Origin of the sequence: Streptomyces sp. NPDC002580, from assembly GCF_042889485.1 — a bacterium.
Lineage (GTDB): Bacteria > Actinomycetota > Actinomycetes > Streptomycetales > Streptomycetaceae > Streptomyces.
Genome location: NZ_JBIAQZ010000009.1, coordinates 291,306 through 315,582 on the forward strand (window position 1 = coordinate 291,306; position 24,277 = coordinate 315,582).

The 24,277-nt window shown below is 72.1% G+C and carries 17 protein-coding genes; 7 read left to right on the forward strand and 10 right to left on the reverse strand.

Going from position 1 to position 24,277, the window contains the following annotated elements; genetic code table 11:
• The first annotated feature begins 60 nt into the window (after positions 1-60).
• From ACFYW7_RS27310 to ACFYW7_RS27320, 3 genes are all read left to right on the forward strand, one after another.
• A complete protein-coding gene (locus tag ACFYW7_RS27310; RefSeq protein ID WP_081222806.1) occupies positions 61-303 on the forward strand; it encodes a DUF397 domain-containing protein in 243 nt (80 codons plus the stop codon).
• 302 nt (positions 304-605) lie between these two features.
• Positions 606-3,497: an AAA family ATPase gene (locus ACFYW7_RS27315; protein WP_389506925.1), complete on the forward strand. Its 2,892-nt coding sequence runs from the start codon at positions 606-608 to the stop codon at positions 3,495-3,497.
• A 77-nt stretch (positions 3,498-3,574) separates the two neighbouring features.
• Positions 3,575-4,072, forward strand: coding sequence for a hypothetical protein (locus tag ACFYW7_RS27320; RefSeq protein WP_389506927.1), 498 nt, complete (start codon positions 3,575-3,577; stop codon positions 4,070-4,072).
• Positions 4,073-4,093: 21 nt separating this feature from the next.
• On the opposite strand, the gene ACFYW7_RS27325 is transcribed toward ACFYW7_RS27320, so the two are convergent.
• The 3 genes from ACFYW7_RS27325 to ACFYW7_RS27335 all read right to left on the reverse strand — a co-directional run bounded on the left by ACFYW7_RS27325 (position 4,094) and on the right by ACFYW7_RS27335 (position 9,995).
• The gene (locus ACFYW7_RS27325; protein WP_389506929.1) at positions 4,094-6,412 is read right to left on the reverse strand and encodes a PAS domain S-box protein; all 2,319 of its coding nucleotides are present in this window, start codon (positions 6,410-6,412) and stop codon (positions 4,094-4,096) included.
• A 209-nt stretch (positions 6,413-6,621) separates the two neighbouring features.
• On the reverse strand, positions 6,622-8,592 hold the full coding sequence (locus ACFYW7_RS27330; RefSeq protein WP_389506931.1) for an N-acetylmuramoyl-L-alanine amidase: 1,971 nt from the start codon (positions 8,590-8,592) through the stop codon (positions 6,622-6,624).
• Positions 8,593-8,855: 263 nt separating this feature from the next.
• Positions 8,856-9,995: an aminoglycoside phosphotransferase family protein gene (locus tag ACFYW7_RS27335; RefSeq protein ID WP_389506933.1), complete on the reverse strand. Its 1,140-nt coding sequence runs from the start codon at positions 9,993-9,995 to the stop codon at positions 8,856-8,858.
• A gap of 231 nt (positions 9,996-10,226) precedes the next feature.
• Between ACFYW7_RS27335 and ACFYW7_RS27340 the strand changes: the two genes are divergently transcribed.
• On the forward strand, positions 10,227-11,726 hold the full coding sequence (locus ACFYW7_RS27340; RefSeq protein ID WP_389506935.1) for a hypothetical protein: 1,500 nt from the start codon (positions 10,227-10,229) through the stop codon (positions 11,724-11,726).
• A 118-nt stretch (positions 11,727-11,844) separates the two neighbouring features.
• On the opposite strand, the gene ACFYW7_RS27345 is transcribed toward ACFYW7_RS27340, so the two are convergent.
• The 4 genes from ACFYW7_RS27345 to ACFYW7_RS27360 form a co-directional block, all read right to left on the reverse strand.
• Complete coding sequence (locus tag ACFYW7_RS27345) at positions 11,845-13,269, reverse strand: PP2C family protein-serine/threonine phosphatase (protein ID WP_389506937.1); 1,425 nt, start codon at positions 13,267-13,269, stop codon at positions 11,845-11,847.
• 382 nt (positions 13,270-13,651) lie between these two features.
• Positions 13,652-14,332 carry a TetR/AcrR family transcriptional regulator gene (locus tag ACFYW7_RS27350; protein ID WP_389506940.1) on the reverse strand — a complete coding sequence of 227 codons (681 nt, stop codon included), beginning with the start codon at positions 14,330-14,332 and terminating at the stop codon, positions 13,652-13,654.
• A 205-nt stretch (positions 14,333-14,537) separates the two neighbouring features.
• Positions 14,538-14,837: a hypothetical protein gene (locus ACFYW7_RS27355; RefSeq protein ID WP_389506942.1), complete on the reverse strand. Its 300-nt coding sequence runs from the start codon at positions 14,835-14,837 to the stop codon at positions 14,538-14,540.
• Positions 14,838-15,066: 229 nt separating this feature from the next.
• The gene (locus ACFYW7_RS27360) at positions 15,067-16,080 is read right to left on the reverse strand and encodes a Gfo/Idh/MocA family protein (RefSeq protein ID WP_389506944.1); all 1,014 of its coding nucleotides are present in this window, start codon (positions 16,078-16,080) and stop codon (positions 15,067-15,069) included.
• 251 nt (positions 16,081-16,331) lie between these two features.
• Between ACFYW7_RS27360 and ACFYW7_RS27365 the strand changes: the two genes are divergently transcribed.
• Together ACFYW7_RS27365 and ACFYW7_RS27370 are read left to right on the forward strand one after the other, a co-directional pair.
• The gene (locus ACFYW7_RS27365; RefSeq protein WP_389506946.1) at positions 16,332-17,750 is read left to right on the forward strand and encodes a basic amino acid/polyamine antiporter; all 1,419 of its coding nucleotides are present in this window, start codon (positions 16,332-16,334) and stop codon (positions 17,748-17,750) included.
• 33 nt (positions 17,751-17,783) lie between these two features.
• Complete coding sequence (locus ACFYW7_RS27370; protein ID WP_389506948.1) at positions 17,784-19,046, forward strand: arginine deiminase; 1,263 nt, start codon at positions 17,784-17,786, stop codon at positions 19,044-19,046.
• Positions 19,047-19,066: 20 nt separating this feature from the next.
• Here ACFYW7_RS27370 and ACFYW7_RS27375 read toward each other — a convergent pair whose 3' ends face one another.
• The 3 genes from ACFYW7_RS27375 to ACFYW7_RS27385 all read right to left on the reverse strand — a co-directional run bounded on the left by ACFYW7_RS27375 (position 19,067) and on the right by ACFYW7_RS27385 (position 23,162).
• The gene (locus tag ACFYW7_RS27375; protein WP_389506950.1) at positions 19,067-20,662 is read right to left on the reverse strand and encodes an FMN-binding glutamate synthase family protein; all 1,596 of its coding nucleotides are present in this window, start codon (positions 20,660-20,662) and stop codon (positions 19,067-19,069) included.
• A gap of 120 nt (positions 20,663-20,782) precedes the next feature.
• Positions 20,783-21,331: a DUF4232 domain-containing protein gene (locus tag ACFYW7_RS27380; protein WP_389506952.1), complete on the reverse strand. Its 549-nt coding sequence runs from the start codon at positions 21,329-21,331 to the stop codon at positions 20,783-20,785.
• Positions 21,332-21,557: 226 nt separating this feature from the next.
• Positions 21,558-23,162, reverse strand: coding sequence for an alpha/beta hydrolase (locus ACFYW7_RS27385; RefSeq protein ID WP_389506954.1), 1,605 nt, complete (start codon positions 23,160-23,162; stop codon positions 21,558-21,560).
• A gap of 307 nt (positions 23,163-23,469) precedes the next feature.
• On the opposite strand from ACFYW7_RS27385, the gene ACFYW7_RS27390 reads away from it, so the two are divergent.
• Positions 23,470-24,252 carry a chaplin gene (locus ACFYW7_RS27390; protein ID WP_389506957.1) on the forward strand — a complete coding sequence of 261 codons (783 nt, stop codon included), beginning with the start codon at positions 23,470-23,472 and terminating at the stop codon, positions 24,250-24,252.
• The last annotated feature ends 25 nt before the right edge of the window (positions 24,253-24,277 follow it).

A 24,277-nucleotide genomic window follows, 5' to 3' on the forward strand; every position in this document is an offset into this window, starting at 1 on the left:
TCCGCCACCCGAACCGATCGCTAGGCTGGCCGCGGACGACGAACCGGGAGGAGCACGGACGTGGCCGAGAGCACCATCGAGCAACACCCGCTCGCGGGCTGGGACAAGCCTGAGCTGGACCTCAGCAAGGCCGAATGGCAGTCCAGCAGCCGAGGACGCGGAGACGTCCAGATCGCCTTTGTCGAGGGCTTCATCGCGATGCGGAACAGTGGCCGCCCCCAGAGCCCTTCCCTGATCTTCACACCGGCGGAGTGGGGTGCGTTCGTGTCGGGAGCCCGCGAGGGCGAGTTCGACCTGACCTGACCTGACCTGACCTGACCTGACCTGACCTGACCTGACCTGACCTGACCTGACCTGACCTGACCTGACCGACGACCGCGGGCCCTCGCCCCCTCCGAGCGGGGGAGGGACGGCGGCCCGACCCGTGGGGCCCGACGGGTCGTCACCATCGGCTCCACCCGCGGCCGCACCGTCGCGACGGGCTCCCGATGTGGTGCGCTCGAACGGGCTGCCCCGTGGATGATCGGGGCGTACGCTGAGGTGCCTGAAGGTCACGGTGCGCATCCGCTCCCCGCGCGGACGCGCGATCGTGACAGGGGGTGATCATGGGACAGCGCAGCCTGCGCAGCCGACGGACGCTCTTCGAACGCGAGAGTGAACTGTCAGCCGTCGAAGAGGCGTTGAGCGACCTCGTCGGCCTGCGACGGCAGGCCGGCGAACCGTCGGGCCGCCCCCGCGGCGCGCTCCTCGCCATCGCCGGACGCGCCGGAATCGGCAAGACGACGCTCCTCACCGAGGTACGCCGACGCTCCGCCGCCAAGGGCTGCACCGTGCTCAGCGCGCGCGGCGGCGAGCAGGAGCAGCGCGTCGCCTTCCACGTCGCCCGCCAGCTCCTGCAACCCCAGCTCGCCGGATTCTCCGAGGCCGAACTCCGGGCCTCCCTGGGCAGTTGGTACGCGATCGTCGGCCCCGCGCTCGGCCTCTGCGCGCCCTCCGAGGGTGCCCCGCCCGACCAGCAGGGCCTGCGCGCCGGACTCGACTGGGTGCTCACCCATCTCGCCGTGCAGCGGACCCCGATGGTGCTCGTCCTGGACGACGCCCACTGGGCCGACGCCGAATCGCTCAGCTGGCTCGCCGCGTTCGCGCCCCGGGCCGAACAACTCCCGCTGCTGCTCGTCGTCGCCTACCGGCCCGACGAACTCCCCGAACACGCCGAGGCGTTCAGAGGCCTGCCCGGCCGCGCCGGACAGCGCCCCCTCGGCCTCGAACCGCTCAGCGCGGCAGCCGTCGCCCGCCTGGTCCGCGAGGACCTCGGCACCCAGGCCGACGACGCGTTCTGCCGCGAGTGCTGGGCGGTCACCGCGGGCAACCCGTTCGAGGCGGTCGAACTCACCGCCAAGGTCCTTGACCGCGGCCTGACCCCGACCGAGGACGGAGCGCATCTCCTGCGCGACCTCGCCGCCGCCGTCAAGGGCAGCGGCATCGTCGCCCGCCTCGAACGCCTCGGCACCGCGACCGTCCGTTTCGCCTGGGCCTGCGCCGTGCTCGGCACCGAGATCCGCCCGACGCTCGCCGCCGCCGTCGCGGGCCTCGGCTCCGAGGAGGCCGCCGACGCGGCGGACGCCCTGCGCACCGCCCGTATCCTCGCCGGCGCCGACCCCCTCGAGTTCGTCCACCCGCTGATCGCCACCGCCGTCTACCGGGACATCCCCGGCAGCGTCCGCGTCGCCCTGCACGGCCAGGCCGCCTGGTGCGTGATCGACGAAGGCCTCGGTCCCGCCGCCGCGGCCCGCCACCTCATGGAGACCCACCCCGACGGCGACCCCTGGATCGTCCAGCAACTGCGCGCCGCCGCCCGTGAGACCCAGCGCGCCGGAGCCCCCGACGCGGCCCGCCGCTGCCTCGCCCGCGCCCTGCGCGAACCCCCGCCCCCCGGGGACCGGGCCGCCGTCCTGTACGAACTGGGCTGCGCCTCCCTGCTCACCGAACCGGCGACCACCGTCAACCACCTGCGCGCCGCCCTCGAGGAGCCCATCTCCGACCCGGAGCTGCGCCACAACATCGTCTACCGCCTCTCCCAGGTCCTCGCGCACAGCGACCGCCTCGCCGAGGCCTCCGAGACCCTCGCCCGGGAGATCCCGGTCACCGGCGACGCCCGGGTACGGCTGCGCATGCAGTCCGAGCAGTTCATGTGGGACGCCTTCCGCGCCGACGAACCGGACTCGCCGACCCGGTCCCGCCGGCTGGCCCGCCTCGCCGAGCGGCTCACCGGCCGCGACCTCACCGAGCGCTACGTCATCGGACTGCGCGCCTGGGACGCCACCCTGCGGGGGGAACCCGCCCACGTGGCCCTGCGGCACGCCGAACGCGCCCTGGCCGGCGGCCTCGGCTGGGCCGAGGCCGACCGCGGCTTCGAAGTCCCGGTGCTGGTCGCCATGACCTTCATGTACGCGGACCGGCCGGGCCGCACCGAGGAACTCTTCGCCACGGGGATCGCCGACTTCGAGGCCCAGGGCTGGCACGGCGCCCATCTGTCCTTCGGCTACACGATCCTCGGATACGTACGCTTCCGCCGCGGCCGCCTCGCCGAAGCCGAGGACTTCGTCCGCGCGGGCCTCGGACTCGCCGAACGGGTCGGGCCCGGTACCCCCGTCCACTGGTACGCGGTGGGCACCCTCATCCAGGTCCTGCTCGCCCGCGGCCGGGTCGAGGAGGCCACGCGGACCGGCGAGGAGTACGCGTTCTGCGCGCCCTTCCCCGCCGCCGTCACCTTCCCGGACGCCCAGACCGTCTACGGAGAGCTGCTGCTCGCCCGCGGCCTCACCAAGGACGCGGCCACCGAGCTCGCGGCGGCCGGCCGGCGCCTCGACCCGCGCGGCATGCGCAACCCCGCCTGGTGCCCCTGGCAGCTCCACCTCGCCCGCGCCGAGAGCCACGACGCCCCCGAGCGCGCCGTCGTCACGGCACTCGAAGCGGTGAACCGCGCCCGCCAGTACGGCACCCCCTCCGCGATCGGCCAGGCCCTGCGCGCCGCCGCCGAGGTCTCCCCGGCCCCGGCCCGCGTCGAGCTCCTCGAAGAGGCCGTCGGTCATCTGGAACGTTCCCCGGCCGCCTACGAACTGGCCTGCGCGCTCGTCGCCCTGGGCATCGGACTGCGTCGCGCCGGACGCCCCAGGGAAGCCGCCGAGCACCTGTACCGCGGCCTCGACGCGGCCGTCCAGTGCGGTGCCGACGGGCTGATCGAGGAGGCCCGCGAGGAGCTGGCGGGCGCGGGCCTGCGGCCGCGCCGTCTGCACAGCACCGAGACCGACACCCTCACGGCCCGCGAGCGCACCGCCGCGGCGCTCACCGCGCTGGACCGGACCCCGGCCCAGATCGCCGAGGAACTGAGCATCGACGAGCACACCGTCGCCCGGCTCCTGTCGGCGGTCTACCGGAAGGTCGGCACGGACCGGACAGGACTGGCGGCGGCACTGGAGGAGCAGGCCACTTCCTGAGGAGCGGGCCGTCCGCCGGCCCGGAACGGACAAGCTCCGCGGGGCCCGGTGGGCGCCCGTGCACGTACCATTGCGGCATGTCCTTCCTCCGCCGCCGCAGCGCCACGCCCGCCGGGCCCGACTTCGATGTTCTGGCCATGGATCCGGGCGACTGGCCCGGCAATCTCGGCGCGGGCCTGCTGCCCGCTCCCGACGGCAGTTGCCAGGGCGTCTTCCTGCGCTACGACCTGTTCGGCGGCCGCGGCCCCGCGATGATCATCGGCAATCTGCCGGAGGGCTCCCAGGCCCGTGACGTCGCCGAGGGCGAGGTCCCCTTCGAGGTCGCCCAGCTGCTGATCGCGCTGGAGAACGACGAGGAGGTCACCGTCACCGGGATTGAGGACATGCCGGTGATGCAGGGCGACAACCTCCTGATCGTCCGCAGGCTGAAGCTCTCCGAGACCCGTATCGCCTGCGTCCAGTTCGACCGCAGCGACAACGTCCTGGTGACCATCGCCGCCTGGGACCGCCCGATCACGGACGACCTGTACGCCCTGCTGAAGCCTCTCCCGGCGGAACTCTTCCAGCAGGGCTGAGGCCGAACACCCTTCCCGGCGTCACAGTTTGAGCGTGAACCAGGTGGTCTTGCCCTCGTCGGTGGGACGTACGCCCCAGCTGTCGGCGAGCGCGCGGACCAGGATCAGTCCCCGTCCCGACTCCTCGTCCTCGGTGGCCGAGCGGGGCTGCGGCAGATGCGGGCTGTGATCGCTGATCTCCACGGTCAGATCGGTGGCGGTCCGGCACAGATGGAGACCGATGGGTCCCGTCGCGTGCTGGACGGCGTTGGTGAGGACCTCTGAGAGCAGGAGCCGGGCGTCGTCCTCCATGGTCGCGCAGTCCCACGAGGTCAGGGCCTTGCTGAGGAACGCGCGGCCCTCCGGAACCGACGCGGGCGCCGCGGGCAGATCCGTGCTGACCTTGGCCAGCGGTCCGTCGGGCAGCCGGGTGAGCAGCAGCGTGACGTCGTCGTTGTGTCCGTCGGCGTCCGGCAGCAGCGCCGCCAGTACGTGGTCGGCGGCCTCCTCCAGGTCCGGCGCCGTGGTGAACAGGTCCCCGAGCGTCGACGTGAGCTCGGCCAGCTGGTCCTCGATGTCGCTGCCCGGTGTCTCGATGAGCCCGTCGGTGTACAGGACGAGCGTCGCCCCGGGAGGTATCACCGAGGACACCTGCTCGTAGAGGACGTCGCCGACACCGAGGGGCGCGTTCACCGGGACGGGCAACGGCCGGGCGCCCTGGCCGGGCGTTGCCACCAGCGTCGGCAGATGTCCCGCCGAGCAGACCGTGACCTCGCCCGCGTCGGCGGAGATGACCAGATAGCAGCAGGTCACGAGCTGGTCGGGTACGTCCAGATCGCCGACCACGGCCTCCAGGGCCTGCATCAGCTGGCGCGGCTGCATCCCCGTCTTGGCCAGAGCGTGCGCGGCCGACCGCAGCTGCCCCATCACGGCGGCGGCTTCCAGACCGCGGCCCATCACGTCACCGATCAGGACTCCGACCCGGCCGGCCCCCAACGGGATCAGATCGAACCAGTCGCCGCCCACCCCGGCTCCCTGGGTGGCGGGCCGGTAGCGGCTCGCGGTGGTCAGGCCGGGAATGGCGGGCGGGGTTCCCATGAGGCTGCGCTGCAGGGTGAGCGCGATGTGCCGCTGCTGCTCGTACAGGAAGGTCAGCTCCGCCTCGGCCTTCTTGCGGTCGCTGATGTCCCGGACGATGGCGCACGCGCCGATCACGGAGCCGTCGGTGGCGCGGGTGGGCCACAGCGTGATGTCCACGTCGATCAGGTTGCCGGACCGCGTCAGCCGCAGCGTCTCGAAGTGCTCGACCCTCTCCCCGCTGCGCAGCCGGTCCAGCAGGATGTCGATCTCGCCCCGGCCCTCGGTGGTGGCCAGCAGGGACACGTGCTTTCCCATCATCTCGGCCCGGGAATAGCCGTACAGCCGCTGGGCCGCCGCGTTCCAGTACGTGATGTGGCCGTCGAGGGTCTTGGCGAGGATCGCGTCCTGGGAGGACTCCACCAGACCGGCCAGTTCGTTGATCCGGGCCTCGGCCCGCTTGCGGTCGCTGACGTCGCGGACGGCGGCGGAGATCAGGAGGCCGTCGGCGGTCTCGAGCGGGCTGAGGCTGATCTCGACGGGGAACTCGGTGCCGTCCTTGCGCAGGCCGTGGAGTTCGAGTTCGGCGCCCATGGGGCGGACCTGGCGGTTGCCCGCGTAGCCGTCGCGGTGGCGGTGGTGATGGGCGCGGAAGCGGCCGGGTACGAGGAGTTCGACGGGGTGGCCGAGGAGTTCGTCGCGCTTGTATCCGAAGAGGGCTTCGGTCTGGGCGTTGACGAGTCTGATGGTGCCGGTGTCGTCGACGATCACCATGGCGTCGGGCGCCGCCTCCAGCAGCCCCCGAAACCTTTCCTCCGCCGCCTTGCGGTCGCTGACGTCGCGGACGGCGGCGGAGATCAGGAGGCCGTCGGCGGTCTCGAGCGGGCTGAGGCTGATCTCGACGGGGAACTCGGTGCCGTCCTTGCGCAGGCCGTGGAGTTCGAGTTCGGCGCCCATGGGGCGGACCTGGCGGTTGCCCGCGTAGCCGTCGCGGTGGCGGTGGTGATGGGCGCGGAAGCGGCCGGGTACGAGGAGTTCGACGGGGTGGCCGAGGAGTTCGTCGCGCTTGTATCCGAAGAGGGCTTCGGTCTGGGCGTTGACGAGTCTGATGGTGCCGGTGTCGTCGACGATCACCATGGCGTCGGGCGCCGCCTCCAGCAGCCCCCGAAACCTTTCCTCGGCGCTTGCCGGAGCATCGTTGCGCGGTTCACCGGCGCACCGGCATCGCTGGAGGTCCGCCGCGTCGGCCGGTCGCGCTGAAGTCTCTTTGACGAAGTTGCCCATGTCCGTCCCAGATGTGCCGTGTTGCCGTGAACGGCTCATCAGACAGCACGGGGACCGGGCGTGCGGTTACATGTCGTTAACTGGCCCGAGCGAGGCTGAACCTGTCCTCGGCGGCACTTTCCCTGGTCGGATGCCGGTGTCATTGTCTTCGCCGACGGATGGAGTCGGACCCGCTCTCAACAGGCCCGACTCCCGAACCGCCGGATGTGCTAAGGAACCAGGTCCACGTCCGCGGCTCGTACGAACGCCACCCGGTGCCCGAACTGGATCTCGTAGTACATGTCCGAACCGATCACGACCCGGTGCGGCGTCGTGTCGAACGTCGGCGAGTAGAAGTACTCCCCGGGCACCTTGTCACCGGCCGCGTACCGCTGGCCCGCGAGCACCTTGTACGGCAGCGGTGAGACGGCCTGGACGGGCACGCCCGCCGGGTACGCCTCCTTCTCCGGGTACGCCCTGCCGTACACCGGGATCTCCGCCAGGCCGTCCTTGGGCGTCACGGCCGGCCCCGACGCGCGAACCGCCGTCGGCCGCTTCCCGGGGTTCTTGAACCAGGCCTTCTGGCCCAGGTACCAGATCGCCGTCCAGTCGCCCTGCCGTCCCGCGAGCGCGTACCGCTGTCCGGTGGAGACGCGCGAGCCCACGTCGTTCACGCCGGTCGTCGAGGCGTCGCCGTTCGGGTACAGGCCGATGTCCTTGACGAGCGGAGAACCCTCGTCCGGCGCGGAGTGGAGCCGCACCTCGCTGGAGCCGTGCGCGGCACAGGGTTCGCCCTTGGTGACGCAGCCCGTGTAGACCGGCCGGTTCGTGTCGAAGTCGGGCAGGACGGTCACCAGGTCGGTGCCCTTGCCGAGCGTCGCGTGGAACGGGTGCCCGAGGAGGGTGAAGTAGTGCCGCCAGTCCCAGTAGGGGCCCGGGTCCGTGTGCATGCCCGGAATCGTCGAGGCCGTCGGGCCCGGCACGTTGTCGTGCCCGAGGACGTGCTGCCGGTCCAGCGGGATGTCGTACTTCCTGGAGAGGTACTTCACCAGGCGCGCCGAGGCCCTGTACATCTCCTCCGTGTACCAGGCGTCGGGTGCGGCGAGGAACCCCTCGTGCTCCAGGCCGATCGACTTGGCGTTGACGTACCAGTTGCCCGCGTGCCAGGCCACGTCCTTGGCCTTCACATGCTGGGCGATGTGCCCGTCGGTCGAGCGCAGGGTGTAGTTCCACGACACATAGGTCGGGTCCTGGACGAGGTTCAGCACACCGTCCCAGGTCCCTTCCGTGTCATGGACGACGATGTACTTGATGCTCTGCGACGCTGGCCGGTCGCCCAGGTCGTGGTTGCCGTAGTCGCCCTCGCCGAACTCCTCGTACGGGGCGGGGATCCACTCGCAGGACACGGTCCTCGGGCACTCGGTGCCCTCGGCGGAGGCCGTCCGCAGCCCCGCGCCGCCCAGCCGGGTGGTGTCGGGGCGCAGACCGGGCCGAGCGGCGAGTCGTACGCGCTGCCCGGAGTCCGTGGTGCGCTCCTCGCCCGCGCGCAGTACGGCGTACACGTCGTCGGCGTACTGCGCCGCGGTGGCGGTGTCGTCCGCTCCCGAGAAGCGCGCCACCGCGCCGTACCAGTCGGCGGCGTCGTCGCTCAGCGGTTCGCCGAGGTCCCGCTGCGCGGCGGCGAGGAGGGCGGCGCCGCCCGCCACGTTGGCCGCCGCGTCGGTGCGCAGCCGCTCCGCGGGCAGGCCGGTCAGGTCGGCGGCCCTGGTCAACGTCTTGAGCCGGGCCGGGAGTTCGGAGTCCTTCGGGGCCTCGACGTCGGGCCGCAGGGCCGGCCGTGAACCGTCGCCGCGGGCGTCCTCCGTGCCGTCGCCGTGGTGCGGGGTCTCGGTGATCGCCGTCCGGGCGTCGGTCAGGTGCATCGGGCCGTAGCCGCCGCTGACGCTCGGGGCGCCGGCGTGCGCGTCCCAGCGGGACTGCAGATAGGAGACGGCGAGCAGCACGCCGCCCGGTACGTGGTACTCGGCGGCCGCGGCGGCGAAGGCCCGCTGCAGCCCGGTCGCGGGCGCGCCCTCGGCGGAGGGTGAGGGCGCCGCGCCGAGGAGCGGCAGCAGCAGCGCCGCCGAGGCGACGGCTCCCGCGGTCCTGCGCGCGCGTCTGTCTCCGGTGGTGCCCTTGGATTCGATGGCGGACCAGTGCAATGCGGCCTCCTGGGACGGTCGAGCGCGGTGGGGCGTGCGAGAGCCGAACGCGTCAGTGCTACCGGCTCTCCGACGATCCGTCAATCATGCCCAGAGGCAGGCGATTTCCCATGTCAGGGCGGGGCACGGGGGTTTCGTGGCGGCGGTCTCCCGGCCTGCGGGGCGTCAGTGGCGTGGACCAATGCCCCGGCCCGGCGGACGTCGGGAACGACGAAGGTCCGCGGTGGCGCCCGTGTCTCGGCGTCACCGCGGACCTTCGTCCCTCAGCGCGTTCCGACCGCCGCGCGCACGGCCCGACGGGCCATCTGGCAGTCGTCGTGCAGCCGTCGCAGCAGCAGTCGCTGCTCCTCGCCGGACGGCGCGGCGGCGGGGTTGGCCGGGCCCGGTGCCACCGGGGCCGCGTCGTGCAGGGAACGCTGCACGGCTGTCTCGTACGTACGGATCTCACGGGTCAGTACGATCATCAGGTTCACCAGGAAGGCATCCCGTGCCGCCGGGCCGGCCGCCTGCGCGAGCTGACTGATCTGACGGCGTGCCACGGGAGCGTCACCGAGGACCGCCCACAGCGTGGCCAGGTCGTAGCCCGGCAGATACCAACCCGCGTGCTCCCAATCCACCAGCACTGGACCGGCCGGTGAGAGAAGGATGTTCGACAGGAGGGCGTCGCCGTGGCAGAACTGGCCCATGCCCTGGCGGCCCGAGGAAGCCGCGATGCCGTGCACCAGCTTCTGCAGATCGCCCATGTCCCGGTCCGTGAGCAGACCCAGCTCATGGAAGCGGGAGATCCGTTCCGCGTAGTCCAGCGGGGCGTTGAACGTTCCCGCCGGCGGCCGCCACGCGTTCAGCCGGCAGACCGCGCCGAGCGCCGCGCGGATGTCCGCCCGGGGCGGGGCCTCCGCGGGGTGCCGGTGGAGCGCGGCCACCCGGCCCGGCATGCGCTCGATCACCAGGGTGCAGTTGTCCGGATCCGCTGCGATCAACCGGGGCACCCGAACGGGAGGGCGGTGCCGGACGAACGAGCGGTATGCCGCTATTTCATGCCTGATCCGCTCGGCCCAGACGGGGGAGTGGTCCAGTAAACACTTGGCGACTGCCGTACTGCGCCCCATCGTGCCGACGAGGAGCACGGAGCGTCCGCTGCGGCGCAGCACCTGCACCGGAGCGAACTCCGGACAGATCCGGTGCACCGACGCGATCGCCGTGCGCAGCTGGGCGCCCTGGGGGCCGGACAAGTCGATTCTCCCGCTGAGCGGTTGGGTGCCGAGACCCGGCACGCGCCGCGTCCGTCCGGCACCGAGCACGGGGGCCGCCTGACGCGCGGGGTCGAGGTAGGGGCCGCCGCCCACCGGGCGGGGAAGCAACGACCGGGGCGGAGCGGACACGGAGGACGATGCTGTGTACATGGGCGAAACAGATCCCTTCGTGTGCCTGCAAGTTGCCGCGCCGCCCGCCCCGGCCGCCCTGGTTCATCCTGGGGAATGTCCCTGGCGACCGGGTCGGGGTGGCGCGTTCCTACCTGACACCCGGCGCCCACTGGCACACCATCTGGCGCACCCTGGCGAACCCTGGCGAATAGTCGCTCAGCAACTGACAGGCGGTTACTGTCAAATCAGCCGAGAACCTGGGGGCTTGACGTGAACGGACAACCCAACGCCCGCCTGGCGGACCTGTTCGGCCTGGCCGGCTGGTCCAAGGGTGAGCTCGCGAGAATGGTCAATCGGCAGGCGGCGGCCATGGGCCACCCCCAGCTGGCGACCGACACCTCGCGGGTGCGGCGGTGGATCGACATGGGAGAGATCCCGCGCGATCCGGTGCCGCGGGTGCTGGCTGCTCTGTTCACCGAGCGTCTCGGCCGTGTCGTGACCATCGAGGACCTCGGTCTGGTCAGGCACGGGCGCGCGGGGAAACGGCAAGGCGGCGGGAGTGTGGAACATCCCGAGAGCATGCCGTGGGCGCCCGACCGAACCGCCGCGGTCCTCACCGAATTCACGGGAATGGACCTCATGCTCAACCGACGCGGCTTGGTGGGCGCGGGTGCCGCGCTCGCCGCGGGATCCGCACTCAGCCCTGCAATGCACGACTGGCTCCGCAACGATCCGGCCCTGGCGGCCGACGCTCCACGGTTCGAAGACCCCCTGCACGCCGACCCCGCCGGGTTCGACCGCTACGAGGCCGCCCCCATCGGGTCGCAGGAGATCGAGGAACTGGAGCGCTCCGTCGAGGTGTTCCGGGCCTGGGACGCGGCCCGCGGCGGCGGGCTGCAACGCAAGGCCGTCGTGGGCCAGCTCAACGAAGTGGGAGGCATGCTCTCCTACCGGCACCCCGACCATCTCCAGCGGCGCCTGTGGGGTGTCGCGGCCAACCTCGCCGTCCTCGCGGGCTGGATGTCGCACGACGTCGGTCTCGAGCCCACGGCCCAGAAGTACTTCGTCATCGCCGCCCACGCGGCGCGCGAGGGTGGCGACCGGCCCCGCGCGGGGGAGGCGCTCTCCCGGGCGGCCCGTCAGATGGTGCACCTCGGCCGGCCGGACGACGCGCTCGACCTGATGAAGCTGGCCAAGTCCGGTTCGGGCGAGGAGGTGCTGCCGAGGACCCAGGCCATGCTGCACACCATCGAGGCCTGGGCGCAGGCGTCCCTGGGCAAGGGCCAGGCCATGCGGCGCACCCTCGGTGTGGCGGAGGACCTGTTCGTCTCCGACCGCGGTGACGTACCGCCGCCCAGCTGGATGCAGTTGTTCGACGAGGCCGACATGCACGGAATGCAGGCGCTGGCCTACCGCACCCTCGCCGAGCACGAGCCCGCCGCGGCGGCCACCGCGCAGCGGCACGCCAAGGAGGCGCTGAGGCTGCGGGAGTCGGGCCGGGAGCGGTCGAAGATCTTCGACCACATCTCCCTGGCGTCGGCCTGCTTCATCGCCGACGACCCGGAACAGGCCGACCGCTACGCGCGACTGGCCCTGACGTCGATGGGTGCCAACTCCTCCCACCGCACCTGGGACCGCTTGCGCGAGATGTACCGGCTCACCGGGCAGTACTCCAGCTATCCGAAGATCAGCGATCTGCGTGAGGAGATCAAACTCGCGTTGCCGAAGGGCCCGCCGAAGCCGAGGAACGCCAACAGCGCCCGGGCCTGAGAGGCCCGCGTCCCTCGAGCGGGCCGGTGGCCGAGGCAGGTCGCCCCACGGCGCGCCGTCGTGCCGCGGCTGACAAAGGCGTCAGCCGTCGGAGGCCGATGCCGATCGGTACCGGACGTCAGGATCCGATGCGGGCGATCAGCACGCAGGCGTCGTCCTCGCGCTCCGTCTCGCCGAATTCCTCGACGACCAGCCGTACACAGTCCTGGGCCGTTCGGGCTCCGTCAAAGCGCGGGGCCAGGTCGAGCAGGCTCCGGACGGCCTCCGTGCCCTCCCGGACCAGGCCCTCGGTGTGCAGGAGGAGCAGGTCACCCACCTGGAGGGTCTCTTCGGCCTGCCCGTAGACGGCACCGGAGGTCGCTCCGAGCAGGACGCCGTCCGGAGCGGCGAGCGCACGCCCCGTCCCGTCGCGGAACAGCAACGGGGCGGGGTGGCCCGCCTGCGCCCAGCTGAGGGTGCGGGTCGCCGGCCGGTAGCGGCAGCAGACGGCACCGCCGAGGGCCGGCTGGACGGTGGCGTCGAGCAACTGGTTGAGCCAGGAGAGGAGCTGGCCGGGTTCGGTGCCCGCCACGGCCATGCCGCGCAGGGCGCCGAGCAGCATCGCCATGCCCGATGTCACGCTGACTCCGCGGCCGGTGAGGTCGCCGACGCTCAACAGGGTCTCACCGTCGGGAAGTTCGAGGGCGTCGTACCAGTTGCCGCCGATCAGCGCGCTGGTCGAGGAGGGCAGATAGTGCGCGGACACGTCCAGTGCCCGGGGACCCTGACGAGGAAAGCGCAGGGAGCCGCGCCAGGGCGGCAGCACCGCTTCCTGGAGTTCGATCGCGAGCCGGTGCTCGGTCCGTGCGGCGTGCTGCCGGCGCTGGAGCGACTCACGGCTCTCCCCCACCGCCCGCTGGCTGCGCCGCAGTTCGCTGACGTCGCGCAGCACCGCCCACATCGAGGTGGTGCTGCCGTCGGCGTCGAGGACGGGCTCACCCATGATGTGGACGCTTCGGACCCCGCCGTCGGGGTGCACGACGCGGAACTCTCCGTCGATGGGCTTGGCGTCGATCAGGCAGTCGGTGACCATCCTCGTGAGCAGCGGACGGTCCTCGTCGAAGACGAGCGAGGGCAGTTCGTCGAGGGTGAGCGGGGGAGCGGCGGCGTCGCGGCCCAGGATCTGGTACAGCTCACCGGACCAACTGGCCTCGTCCGTCAGCAGGTTCCACTCGGCGCTGCCGACCCGGCTCAGCAGCGAGCCGGGCCGGGGCGCGGTCGGCGCGGCTTCGGGGGAAGGGGTGTCCGCGGGCTGTACGGGAACGGCCGGCGGCCCGTCCCGCAGCTGGGCCAAGTGCGCGTCCAGGTCGTTCAGCTGACGCAGCGCCAGATTGCACAGCGCACGCTGCCAGCGTCCCTGCGCGTCCTCGCCGTCGGCGGGCGCCTCACGCCGTACGGCGTCCACCTCGCCGCGCAGGCGCCGCGTCTGCGAGATGAGCGCGTCGACCGCGCCGCGTGGGGGCGGTTGAGCGGCGGGGCGGTCCGCAGAGAGATGGGAGGGCATGACGTACTCCGATGCGGGAACGGTACGACCTAGGCTGACGGAAGGACCGTTACGACTGTCGCACAGGGCGCGACGCACTGTAAGGGATTTGGCAACACCCGATACGGCGGTGCTTCTGGTATATGCCGCAGTCCTCCCGGACCGGGCGAGTGGTCCCGATGTGGTGCGCGGGCTCCGGTCGCAAGTCGTAGACACCGTACGTGAGTTGGTGGTTCCGCGACGGGCCGGTGCACGGATTTCATCATCTTGTTCGAGGGTCGTATGTGCGATTGCCGGGGGTGCGGACGTGTTCCGGGTCGACCGCTCCCGTCGAGCGTCGGATCCGGTCGCGCGCCGTGCCCGCCCGTGCCCCGTCCGCGCGTCGCTCGCCGTGCGAGGCGTGTCAGAGCGAGCGCGCGAAGTCCGTGACCTCTGCCTCGTAGAGGAAGGACGGGTCGATGCCCATCGAGGTGAAGTTGCCCTCGATCTCCAGGGCGACGATGCCGTGCAGATGGGCCCACAGCATCGTGGAGCGTGCGGCGACCGCCTCCGAGGTGTCCTCGAACCCGTGGCGCTCCCGCCATCGCGTGAACCGTGCCGCCGGGCCTTCGGGGGTGCGCGTGTCCGGACCGGCCAGGGTGCCGACCGCGTCCAGCAGTACGGCCATGGCGGGCTGCGAGGCCTCGACCAGGTTCGTGGACTGGGCGTCGTAGCCCTGGAGCGGGGCCCGGAAGAGCAGGCGGTAGCGATGCGGCTCGGCCAACGCCCAGGCGCGGTAGGCCCGGACCAGCTCGGCGAGCCGGGTGATCGGGTCCGCGGAACCGGCCCCGGCGGCGCGGGAGAGCGCCGAGGCCAGGTCGCCGTAGGCGTCGACGACGAGTTCGGTCAGCAGGCTGTCGCGGTTGGCGAAGTAGCGGTAGAGCGCGGGTCCCGTCATGCCCAGCTGCTTGGCGATCGCGTTGAGCGACAGCGCTTCCGGGCCGCCCTCGGCCAGCTGGCGCAGTGCCGCCGTCTTCACCTCCTGCCGCAGTTGTGCGCGGAAGCGGTCCCGGGGGCCCGATCCGGTCCGGATGTCTGCGGCCACGTCATCGCCTCTTCGTCCGTCGGTGCGAGGTGCGGGTTCGTCGGCCGCGACCGTCCTCCTCTTCTTCGACGGAGGGGAAACGATCAGGCGTACCGCACTTGTTACACCGTATCACGAGAGAGATAGCCTCTAACCACCGAAGGTGTCGCGCCCTCCCCGGCGGGCCCCGCCGGGGAGGGCGACTGTGTCACGGCGTCGACAGGACCTAGGCGGCACCGCTCACGCCCGGGGCGACGAAACGCCGGTGGAGCGGGCTGAAGCCCGTCTCGGGGATTCCGGCGATGCCCGCCTTCTGGACGGCGGGGGCGAGCCGTTCGGTGAAGAACGCCTCGAACGCCTGCTGGGACTCCCAGACGTCGGTCACGTGCAACCCCTGGTCGTCGAACCAGGCCACGTGCACCTGGCCGCCGACCCCCGGGACCTCCTCCCAGTCGACCGCGTCCCGCACCGTGTCGTACTGCTCCGGTGTGACGCCCGCCCAGCGCATCGACATCACCATGGCCATGTCCAGCCCCTCACTGCTCGTAGTGGTGCACCGCGTTCGGGGCCGGCCGACAGCCCCCGGCCGCCGCGCGCATCTCCACGGCGGCCGACGGTGTCTCCCCCCGGCGGTTTCGGCAACGGGATCGTTCCACCGCCCGAGCCGCCCCGGACAGAGCGTGCGGAGGTGCGGCGGAGCCCGCGGGACACCTCGTACGCTCGTTTACGCGGGCACGGGCCGAAGCGGTGGCCGATCAGGCGTAGAGGCCGGGGCGCGGGGCGAGTTCCACGCTCACCCGGCCGCCGCTCTCCAGCGACCGCACTCCCGCCTCGGCGACGGCCGAGGCCGCGTACCCGTCCCAGGCGCCGGGCCCGGTGACCCGGCCGGCCCGGGTGGCGTCCACCCAGGCCTGCACCTCGCGGTCGTAGGCGTCGGCGAACCGTACGAGATAGTCCTGGGCCACCTCTTCCTGCGCGGCGCCCGCCGTCGTCACGACCATCGCGCGCGCGTCCCCGATGCGAGCGGTCCCCGCCTCGCAGACCGCCTCGCAGCCCACCTGGTACCCGAACCCCGAGTTCACGAAGACCTCGACGTCGACCAGGGCGCCGTCGGCCGTCTCGAAGAGGACGAACTGGGGATCGACCAGACCCTCGGGGGCGTGGGAGGAGGACCGGGGGCGCAGGACGGTCACCGCGGTGAGCTCCTGGCCCAGCAGCCAGCGCGCCGCGTCGATCTCGTGCGAGACGGAGCTGTTGACCAGCATCGCCGAGGTGAAGTCGGGCGGTGAGGAGACGTTGCGGTGCGTGCAGTGCAGCATCAGCGGGCGGCCCAGCCGGCCGCCGTCCAGCAGGGACTTCAGGCGCCGGTACTCGGGGTCGTACCGGCGCATGAACCCGACCTGCGCCAGCCGCCGGCCGAGCCGTACCTCCGCCTCCACCACCCGCAGCGCCCCGGCCGCGTCCGGTACCAGCGGCTTCTCGCACAGCACCGGCAGGCCGCGCGTGAAGGCCGCGAGCAGCGCCTCCTCGTGCGCCGGACCCGGGGAGGCGATCAGTACGGCCTGTACTCCCGGCGCGTCGAGCGCGGCCGCCGTCCCGGCGTGGACCGACACGCCGTCGATGCCCGCCACCGCCTCGGCGGCGCGATCGGCGTCGGGATCCGCGACGGCGGCGACCCTGGCACCGCTCACCACCTGGTCTATTCGGCGTATATGGTCAGCCCCCATGTGGCCGGCACCCAGTACCGCCACACCCAACAGCTCGCTCACGCGGTGCGCACCTCTCCGACGACAACTCGGACCATTCCGTCCCTGTGATCCGATTGTCGGTCGGAGAGATCCACGAAGCAGTACCCGGGCGAGATCTTTCGCGCCAGGGAGGCGTCACCTTCCCGGATCGAAGCGCCTGATACGCGCACTTGTCGGGCATCCAGGGCAATTGATTGTTACTGTCGCTCAAGTCGCCAGATGACGTCGCCCGCATCGTGGTCGCGACGACGATGCCCTCACGCAGGACGCCCATGACGCAGGCCGGCACGGAACCCAGGACGCCCCCCACCGCCAAACTGACCTTGCTGACCCTCACGATGATGGTCGTCGGTTCCATGGTCGGAGCCGGTGTCTTCTCCTTGCCGCGCCGGTTCGCCCAGGAGACGGGCGTGGCGGGCGCGCTCATCGCCTGGGCCGTCGCCGGCACCGGCATGCTGATGCTGGCCTTCGTCTTCCAGCGCCTCGCGATCCGCAGGCCCGACCTCGACGCGGGCGTCTACGCGTACGCCAAGGCCGGCTTCGGCGAGTACCTCGGCTTCTTCTCGGCCTTCGGCTACTGGGCCAGCGCCTGCGTGGGCAACGTGACCTACTGGGTGCTCATCATGTCCACCATCGGGGCGATCGCGCCCGCGCTCGGCGACGGGGACACCGTCCTCGCGGTGGTGCTCTCCTCGGTCGGCCTGTGGTGCTTCTTCTTCCTCATCCGGCGCGGGGTGAAGGAGGCCGCGGCCATCAACCGGATCGTCACCGTGGCCAAGGTCGTACCGATCCTCGTCTTCGTCATCCTGGCGCTCTTCTACCTGAAGCCGCACGTCTTCGCCGAGAACTGGGGCGGCGCCGACTACGCGGGCTCCCTGTTCCAGCAGGTCAAGGGGACCATGCTGGCCACGGTCTTCGTGTTCCTCGGCGTGGAGGGGGCGAGCGTCTACTCCCGGCACGCCCGGCGCCGCGAGGACGTCGGACGGGCGACCGTCCTCGGCTTCCTCAGCGTGTTCAGCGTCTTCGCCTCGGTCACGATCGTGTCGTACGGGCTGCTGCCGATGGCCGAGATCGCCGAGCTCAGACAGCCCTCGATGGCCGGAGTCCTGGAGAGCGCGGTCGGCACCTGGGGGGAGGTCTTCGTCAGCGTCGGCCTGATCGTCTCGGTGCTCGGCGCCTACCTCGCCTGGACGCTGATGGCTGCCGAGGTGCTGTTCGTCGCGGCCAAGGACGAGGACATGCCCCGCTTCCTGTCCCGGTCGACCGGCGACGACGTGCCGGTGCCCGCACTGCTGCTGTCGACCCTGCTCACCCAAGTGGTCCTGTTCGTCACCCTGTTCTCGGACGACGCCTTCAACTTCGCGCTGGACCTGACCAGCGCCCTGACGCTCATCCCGTTCCTGCTGGCGGCGGCCTTCGCCGTGAAGATCACCCGGGGCAGATTCGGCCGTGACCTCGTCGTCGCCTCTCTCGCCACCGTCTACACCGCGTTCCTGCTCTACGCGGCCGGACTGCGGTTCATCCTCGTCTCCTTCATCATCTACGCGCCCGCCACGGTGCTGTTCGTGATGGCGCGCCGCGAGCAGGGCAGAGCGCCCTTCGCACCCCGTGAACTCGTCATCCTCGCCGTCTCGGTCGCCGGTGCCGTCCTCGGGATCGTCGCCCTGGCGCTGGGCTGGATCAGCCTCTGAACCGTCAGCCTCCGACCTGGAGAAAGGCACACCGTGACCAGTCAGGACACCCCGGGCAGTGCGGCGTACGGCGTCCACTCCGAGGTCGGCAGGCTGCGCAAGGTCCTGGTCTGCGCACCGGGCCTCGCCCACCGCCGGCTCACCCCCACCAACGCCGACGACCTGCTCTTCGACGACGTGATGTGGGTGGAGAACGCGCAGCGCGACCACGCCGACTTCGTCGGCAAGCTGCGTGAGCGCGGTGTGGACGTCGTGGAACTGCACGACCTGCTCGCCCAGACGATGGCGCTGCCCTCGGCGAGGGACTGGCTCCTGGACCGGAAGATCACCGCGAACGAGGTCGGGCTCGGCCTCGTCGACGCCACCCGGGCCTTCCTGGAGTCCCTCGAACCCGCCCGCCTCGCCCAGTACCTGATCGGCGGCCTGGCCACCGCCGACCTGCCCGACGAGTTCCGCTCCGGCTACCTCGGCCTGGCCCGCGAATCGACCGGCGTGCGCGAATACCTGATGCCCCCGCTGCCCAACACCCTCTACACCCGTGACACCACGTGCTGGCTCTACGGCGGGCTCACCCTCAACCCGCTCTACTGGCCGGCCCGGCACGACGAGACGCTCCTGATGAAGGCGGTCTACTCCTTCCACCCGGACTTCGTGGGCTCCACCATCTGGTGGGGCGACCCCGAACTCACCTGGGGCCAGGCCACGTTCGAGGGCGGCGACATCATGCCGGTCGGCAACGGCGTCGTCCTCATGGGCATGAGCGAACGCACTTCGCGGCAGGCCATCAGCCAGGTCGCCGCCGCGCTGTTCCAGAAGGGCGCGGCCGAGCACATCGTCGTCGCCGGCATGCCGAAGCTGCGCTCCGCCATGCACCTCGACACCGTCTTCACCTTCGCCGACCGCGACCTCGTCACCCTGTATCCGGCCATCATGGACTCGGTCCACACCTTCTCCCTGCGCCCGAGCGACAAGGCACCCGGCCTCGAACTCACCGACGAGGGCTCACGCGCCTTCACCGAGGTCGTCGCCGAGGCGCTCGGGCTGTCCGAACTGCGGGTCGTCGAGACGGGCGGCGACGTGTACGCCTCCGAGCGGCAGCAGTGGGACAGCGGCAACAACGCCGTCGCCCTGGAGCCCGGCGTGGTGTTCACCTACGACCGCAACACCCAGACCAACACCCTGCTGCGCAGGGCCGGCGTCGAGGTCATCACCATCGTCGGGGCCGAACTGGGGCGAGGACGCGGCGGCGGCCACTGCATGACCTGCCCCATCGTGCGGGACCCCGTCGACTTCTGACCGGCCCGCGGCTCCGGCCCTCAGAAGGAGTCCGGGTCGGCGGCTGCCCAGTCCGCGGCCCAGGACCCCGGAGCCCCGTCGAGCAGCACCCCGGGCGCGAGCCACTCGTAGAGCTCCGCGTACGACCGTACGGCCGTCGGACCGACGCGCCGCAGCAGCCGGTGCGGCGTGAGCCCGCCCGGATCCCGGGCGCCCATCGCGGCCATGATCCGGCTCGCGCTGCGCACCGTCGCCCGCTGGTAGCGACGCACCCGCTCGGCCTTGTCGGCCACGTCCAGCGCGCGGACCCGGCGGGGATCCTGCGTCGCCACGCCCACCGGACAGGTGTTGGTGTGGCAGCGCTGGGCCTGGAGGCAGCCGACGGCGAACATCATGGCGCGGGCGGCGTTGGTGTAGTCGGCGCCCTGGAGGAGCCTTCGGACGATGTCCGAGCCGGTGGCGACCTTTCCGCTCGCGCCGATCCGGACGTGGCCGCGCAGACCGGTGCCGACCAGCGCGTTGTGCACGGTGATCAGCCCTTCGGTCAGGGGCGATCCGATGAGGCCGGCGAATTCCCGGGGCCCCGCCCCGGTGCCGCCCTCCGAACCGTCGACCACGATGAAGTCGGGCGTCACGCCCTCGGCGAGCATCGCCTTGCAGATCGCCAGGAACTGGCGCCGCGAGCCGACGCACAGCTTGAGACCGGTCGGCTTGCCGCCCGCCAACCGCCGCAGCCGCGCGACGAACAGCACCAGTTCGCGAGGCGTCGAGAAGACCCGGTGGCAGGGCGGCGACACCACGGTCTCCCCCACGCGGACGTCACGCGCCCGGGCGATCTCGGCGCTCACCTTCACGCCCGGAAGAACCCCGCCGCTCCCCGGTTCCGCCCCCTGGGAGAGCTTCAGCGAGACGCACTTGACCTCGGGCAGCGCGGCCTTGTCCGCGAACTCCCGCGCCTCGAAGTCCCCTTCGGCGGTGCGGCAGCCGAAGTACCCCGTGCCGATCTCCCATACGAGGTCGCCGCCGCCCCGCAGATGGTGGTCCGACAGACCCCCCTCACCGGTGTCGTGCGCGAAACCCCCCAGCGCCGCGCCCCTGTTGAGCGCCGTGATCGCGTTCGCCGAGAGGGCTCCGAAACTCATCGCGGAGACGTTGAGCAGGGACATGTCGTACGGCTGGGTGCAGTCCGGGCCGCCGACGCGGACGACGGGCGGTTCGTCCGGCACCTCGACCGGCCGCATCGACGGTTCCAGGAACTCGTGGCCGTCCGCGTACACATCACGCTCGGTGCCGAACGGCTCCTGGCTCTCGACGCCCATGGCGCGCTCGTGCACGAGGGCGCGCACCCGGCGGTCGAAGGGCCGCCCGTCCTGATCCCGTTCGACGAGGTACCGCTGGAGTCCCGGGCGCGGCGACTCCAGGAGGAGGCGGAGATGGCCCAGCAGGGGGTGGTTGCGCAGTTCGGAGTGGCGTCGCTGCCCCAGGTCCCAGCCGCCGAGCGCGGTCAGCGCCAGCAGCGGGACCGCCGCGCACCACCACCACGCGGAGACCCCGCGGACGAGGACCAGCGCCCCGGCCGCGCCGAGGGCGGCGAGCAGCAGCGAGATCATCCGGCGCACCCCCTGAGTCAAACCCATGCGGGCGGCGGCCGCCGATCGGGACACGGGCGGATCGGGCGGATCGCGTCCCCGGCGGCGCGGGGCGGACGCCGGGGACGCCCGGCGTGCGGTGCGCGCACGTCCCCGGGCAAGCTCCGCTCAGCGGAGTCCGAGCACCCGGTCCGCGGCGGCCGCGGACGGCTTCCACCAGGTCGTCACGGGTTCCCACACCAGTACGGCGGTACCGGCGCCCAGCTCGCGCGCGGTGAACGGCCGACCGAAGCGCGCGGGATCGGCCGAGACGGTGATCGAGCGGACCCGCCGTGCGTCCGGGTCGGACCGGTCGGCGATCGTGCGCACGGACGCGTACACCGTTCGGCCCGCCGTGATCCGGTACGGAGCGCTCTGCCCGGCGGGCTTCGGCAGTGCCGCTCCGTCGAGGTCGCCGAAGGTGACGGTGGGGAAGCGGTCGACGGTGCAGGCGTGGTTCGACCGGTTGGTCAGGCGCAGGTGCAGCACCCTGCGGTCCCGGGACGGCCCGGCCCGCAGCGCGAGGGACCGCGCGGAGCACTTCCCGGTCTGCGCGGCGGCCTTCGAGGGATGGGTGCCGGACGACGCGGACGGCGTGGCCGCCGCGCCGCTCTGGGGTACCGCGAGGAGCAGAGCGGCGGCGACGGCGGAGAGGGTGAGGACGGGTCGGATACGCATCGGTGGTGTTCCCCCTGCTGTGGTCACGTGCGGGTGCGGGTTCGGCCGGCCGGAAGACAGCGGCACCTGCCCAGTGTGACCTTCGGGAGGTACGAGAGGTCGCATCCGACTTGTCCGTGTTACGCATCCGCGCCCGTTCTGTCACCTTCCTGGGCCGCCTGAGCAGGCCGAGTCGTCTGAGTCGCCCGGGCCGGCCGGGGCGGACAGGGCGCCGGGGGCCGGTGGGTCAGCCGGTGCCCGTGTCCTCCGCGCCGCAGGAACTGCCTCCGGCTGGCAGCGACCCGTACAGCAGGAAGTCGTCGACCTTCCGGTGCACGCACTTCGAGGACCCGTACCCGGTGTGCCCCTCGCCCTTGTTGTCGAGGACCACCGCGGAGGATCCGAGGCGCTCGGCGGTCTCCAGGGTCCAGCGGTACGGGGTCGCGGGGTCCCCGCGCGTGCCGACCAGCAGCATCTTCGCGGCGGGTACGTCCCGGACCTCGTCCCGGATGTAGTCGGTGCCCTTGGGCCGGCCGTAGCACATCAGTACCTGGGTGAGCCGGGACCGGCCGAACACGGGGGACGCCTCCTCGTACGCGGCCCGCAGTTCGTCGACCTTCCGGGCGACCTGGTCGGCGCTGGGCCGGTCGGGGTCGTCGGCGCAGTTGACGGCCATCAGCGCTGCGGGGAGGTTGTCCGGAGGGATGTCCTCCTCGTCCACGAGCCCGCCGCTCTTCCGCTGCTGCTCCTGCCCCTGGCCTTGTCCCGGCCGCTGACGGGCGGCCGCGGAGGTGTCGGGCAGGGAGGCGCCGCCGGACAGCTGCGTGAGCCCGTGGGTGTCGCCGTCCTGGATCAGCAGAGCGAGGCCCTGTTCGAGGACGGGCCACAGCGCCTTGCTGTAGAGCGCCTCGCTGATCGCGCCCACCAGGTCCTGACCGGAGAACGGCGGGCCGAAGGCCGACGGCACCGGGTTCTCGTCGAGCGAGTCCACGAGCTGGACCACCTGCTCACGGGCGCCGCGCGCGTCCTGCCCGAACGGGCAGGCCAGGCTCTTCGTGCACCAGCCGATGAAGCCGTCGAGCGCGGTCTGCTGGCTCCGGGCGCCGGTCAGGCCCTGCTCGGCCATCGACTCGGTGAGGGTGTCGACACCGTCGAGGACCATCCGCCCCGTCTTCTTCGGGAACTGGGCCGCGTACACCGCGCCGAGCCGGGTGCCGTACGAGAACCCGAGGTAGTTGAGCTTCTTGTCGCCGAGGGCCTCGCGCATCACGTCCAGGTCGCGGGAGGCGTTGACCGTACCGATGTGCGGGAGAACGGCGCCGGAGTGCTCGGCGCATTCGGCCGCGGCCTTCCTGATCGCTCGGAGAGCCGCATGGACGTCCGTGTCGCCGGTGCCGTCCGCCGTCGCCCCGGAGAGTTCGTCCATGCCCTCGCCGCAGCTGACGGGCGAGGACCGGCCGACACCACGGGGGTCGAAGGTCACCACGTCGTAGCCGTTCGTCAGGCCCATGAAGTCCTTGCCGCCCGCGGCGAGCTGGGGAACCCCGGCGCCGCCGGGACCGCCGAAGTTCAGCACGACCGAACCCTTTCGGTCGCCCGTCGCCCGGTAGCGGGCCAGCGCCAGGTCGAGCGTGCCCCGGTCCGGCCGCGCGTAGTCCAGCGGCACCGTGACCTTGCCGCACTGCAGGTCGTCGGGCAGGCCCTCGCCCTCGCAGGCAGTCCACGACATCCGCTGGTCGTAGAAGCGGGACAGGTCGGGGCCCGGGCCGGCGGACGCCACCGCCGGGAGGCCCGCCGCGAGCAGGCTCAGCGTCGCGGTCGCGACTCCCACGACCGCGAAGCGTCGGCGCATGGACCACATGCATGCCTCCAGGGTCGCCCGCGGTGGACCGGCGATACCCCCCGGATCACGATAGACGCGGCTCCGCGGGCACGCCTCCGGACGGCGGGACCCCTCGCCCCGCCGGAACCTGCGCGCCGCGTTGCCCGCGCCGCGCAGCAACTGCGCGGCGCCGTCCCCCGTGCGTGATGCGTCACCAGTTCGAGAAGCGTGGCCCCCGATGGGGTGAAAGACCGATGAGCCATAACTCGGATGGTCCGCACGCGTTCTAGGCAATGTGGGCGAGTGCCCGCGATCCCGTACGGAAGGCAGTGAACCCATGAAACGGGTGACCCGAAATGGTCTGATCGCCGCGGCCGCCGCCTCGGGCGCGCTGGCCGCGACGATGCCGGCCCACGCCGACTCGACGGCGGAGGGCGCGGCGGCAGGCTCGCCCGGGGCGGTCTCCGGCAACACCGTCCAGCTCCCGGTACACGTTCCGGTGAACGTCTGCGGGAACACGCTGAACGTGGTCGGGCTCCTCAACCCGGCCGCGGGCAACAGCTGCGCCCGGCGGAGCGTGGGAGGCGGGGCCTCTCGGTCCGGCGAGGGGAGGGCCGGGCACGGCACGGGCGCCTTGGGCGTCGACACCCGGGGCGCGGACAGGCGTGGCGCGCACCTGGGCGGCGGGCGCCCGGGTGGGGCACCCGACGCCGGCGGAGCGGTCGCGCACGGTGGCGGAAAGGATTCGCCTGGCGTGCTCTCGGGCAACGGCCTTCAGCTCCCGGTGCGGCTCCCGGTCAATGTCAGCGGCAACTCGGTGACGGCGGTGGGTCTCGGCAACGCGTCCGTCGGAAACGGGTCCGTCAACGCCCCGGGCGCCGAGCCCCGGCGGCCGCACCACCCGGGCAAGCCGGTGCGGCGACCGTCCGGCCGGCCGGTGGCGCACCCGAACCCGGGCGTGCCGGAGCAGGTCCGGCCGCGCGGCGAGGTCGTGGCCTCCCTCGCCCACACCGGCATGGACCAGGCGGTACCGGCGGGCGCGGCGGGCGCGGCGGGCGCGGCGCTGCTGCTGGGCGGCGCCGTCCTGTACCGCCGGTTCCGTCCCGCCGCGGTGCGCTGACCAGGGGCGGTCATGAACGGGAGGC

Excerpts from the sequence above, each read along its gene's own strand:
- ACFYW7_RS27315 (WP_389506925.1), top strand. The coding sequence starts at position 606 with ATGGGACAGCGCAGCCTGCGCAGCCGACGGACGCTCTTCGAACGCGAG.
- ACFYW7_RS27320 (WP_389506927.1), top strand. The coding sequence starts at position 3,575 with ATGTCCTTCCTCCGCCGCCGCAGCGCCACGCCCGCCGGGCCCGACTTC.
- ACFYW7_RS27325 (WP_389506929.1), bottom strand. The coding sequence starts at position 6,412 with ATGGGCAACTTCGTCAAAGAGACTTCAGCGCGACCGGCCGACGCGGCG.
- ACFYW7_RS27335 (WP_389506933.1), bottom strand. The coding sequence starts at position 9,995 with ATGTACACAGCATCGTCCTCCGTGTCCGCTCCGCCCCGGTCGTTGCTT.
- ACFYW7_RS27345 (WP_389506937.1), bottom strand. The coding sequence starts at position 13,269 with ATGCCCTCCCATCTCTCTGCGGACCGCCCCGCCGCTCAACCGCCCCCA.
- ACFYW7_RS27355 (WP_389506942.1), bottom strand. The coding sequence starts at position 14,837 with ATGGCCATGGTGATGTCGATGCGCTGGGCGGGCGTCACACCGGAGCAG.
- ACFYW7_RS27365 (WP_389506946.1), top strand. The coding sequence starts at position 16,332 with ATGACGCAGGCCGGCACGGAACCCAGGACGCCCCCCACCGCCAAACTG.
- ACFYW7_RS27375 (WP_389506950.1), bottom strand. The coding sequence starts at position 20,662 with ATGGGTTTGACTCAGGGGGTGCGCCGGATGATCTCGCTGCTGCTCGCC.
- ACFYW7_RS27380 (WP_389506952.1), bottom strand. The coding sequence starts at position 21,331 with ATGCGTATCCGACCCGTCCTCACCCTCTCCGCCGTCGCCGCCGCTCTG.
- ACFYW7_RS27385 (WP_389506954.1), bottom strand. The coding sequence starts at position 23,162 with ATGCGCCGACGCTTCGCGGTCGTGGGAGTCGCGACCGCGACGCTGAGC.
- ACFYW7_RS27390 (WP_389506957.1), top strand. The coding sequence starts at position 23,470 with ATGAAACGGGTGACCCGAAATGGTCTGATCGCCGCGGCCGCCGCCTCG.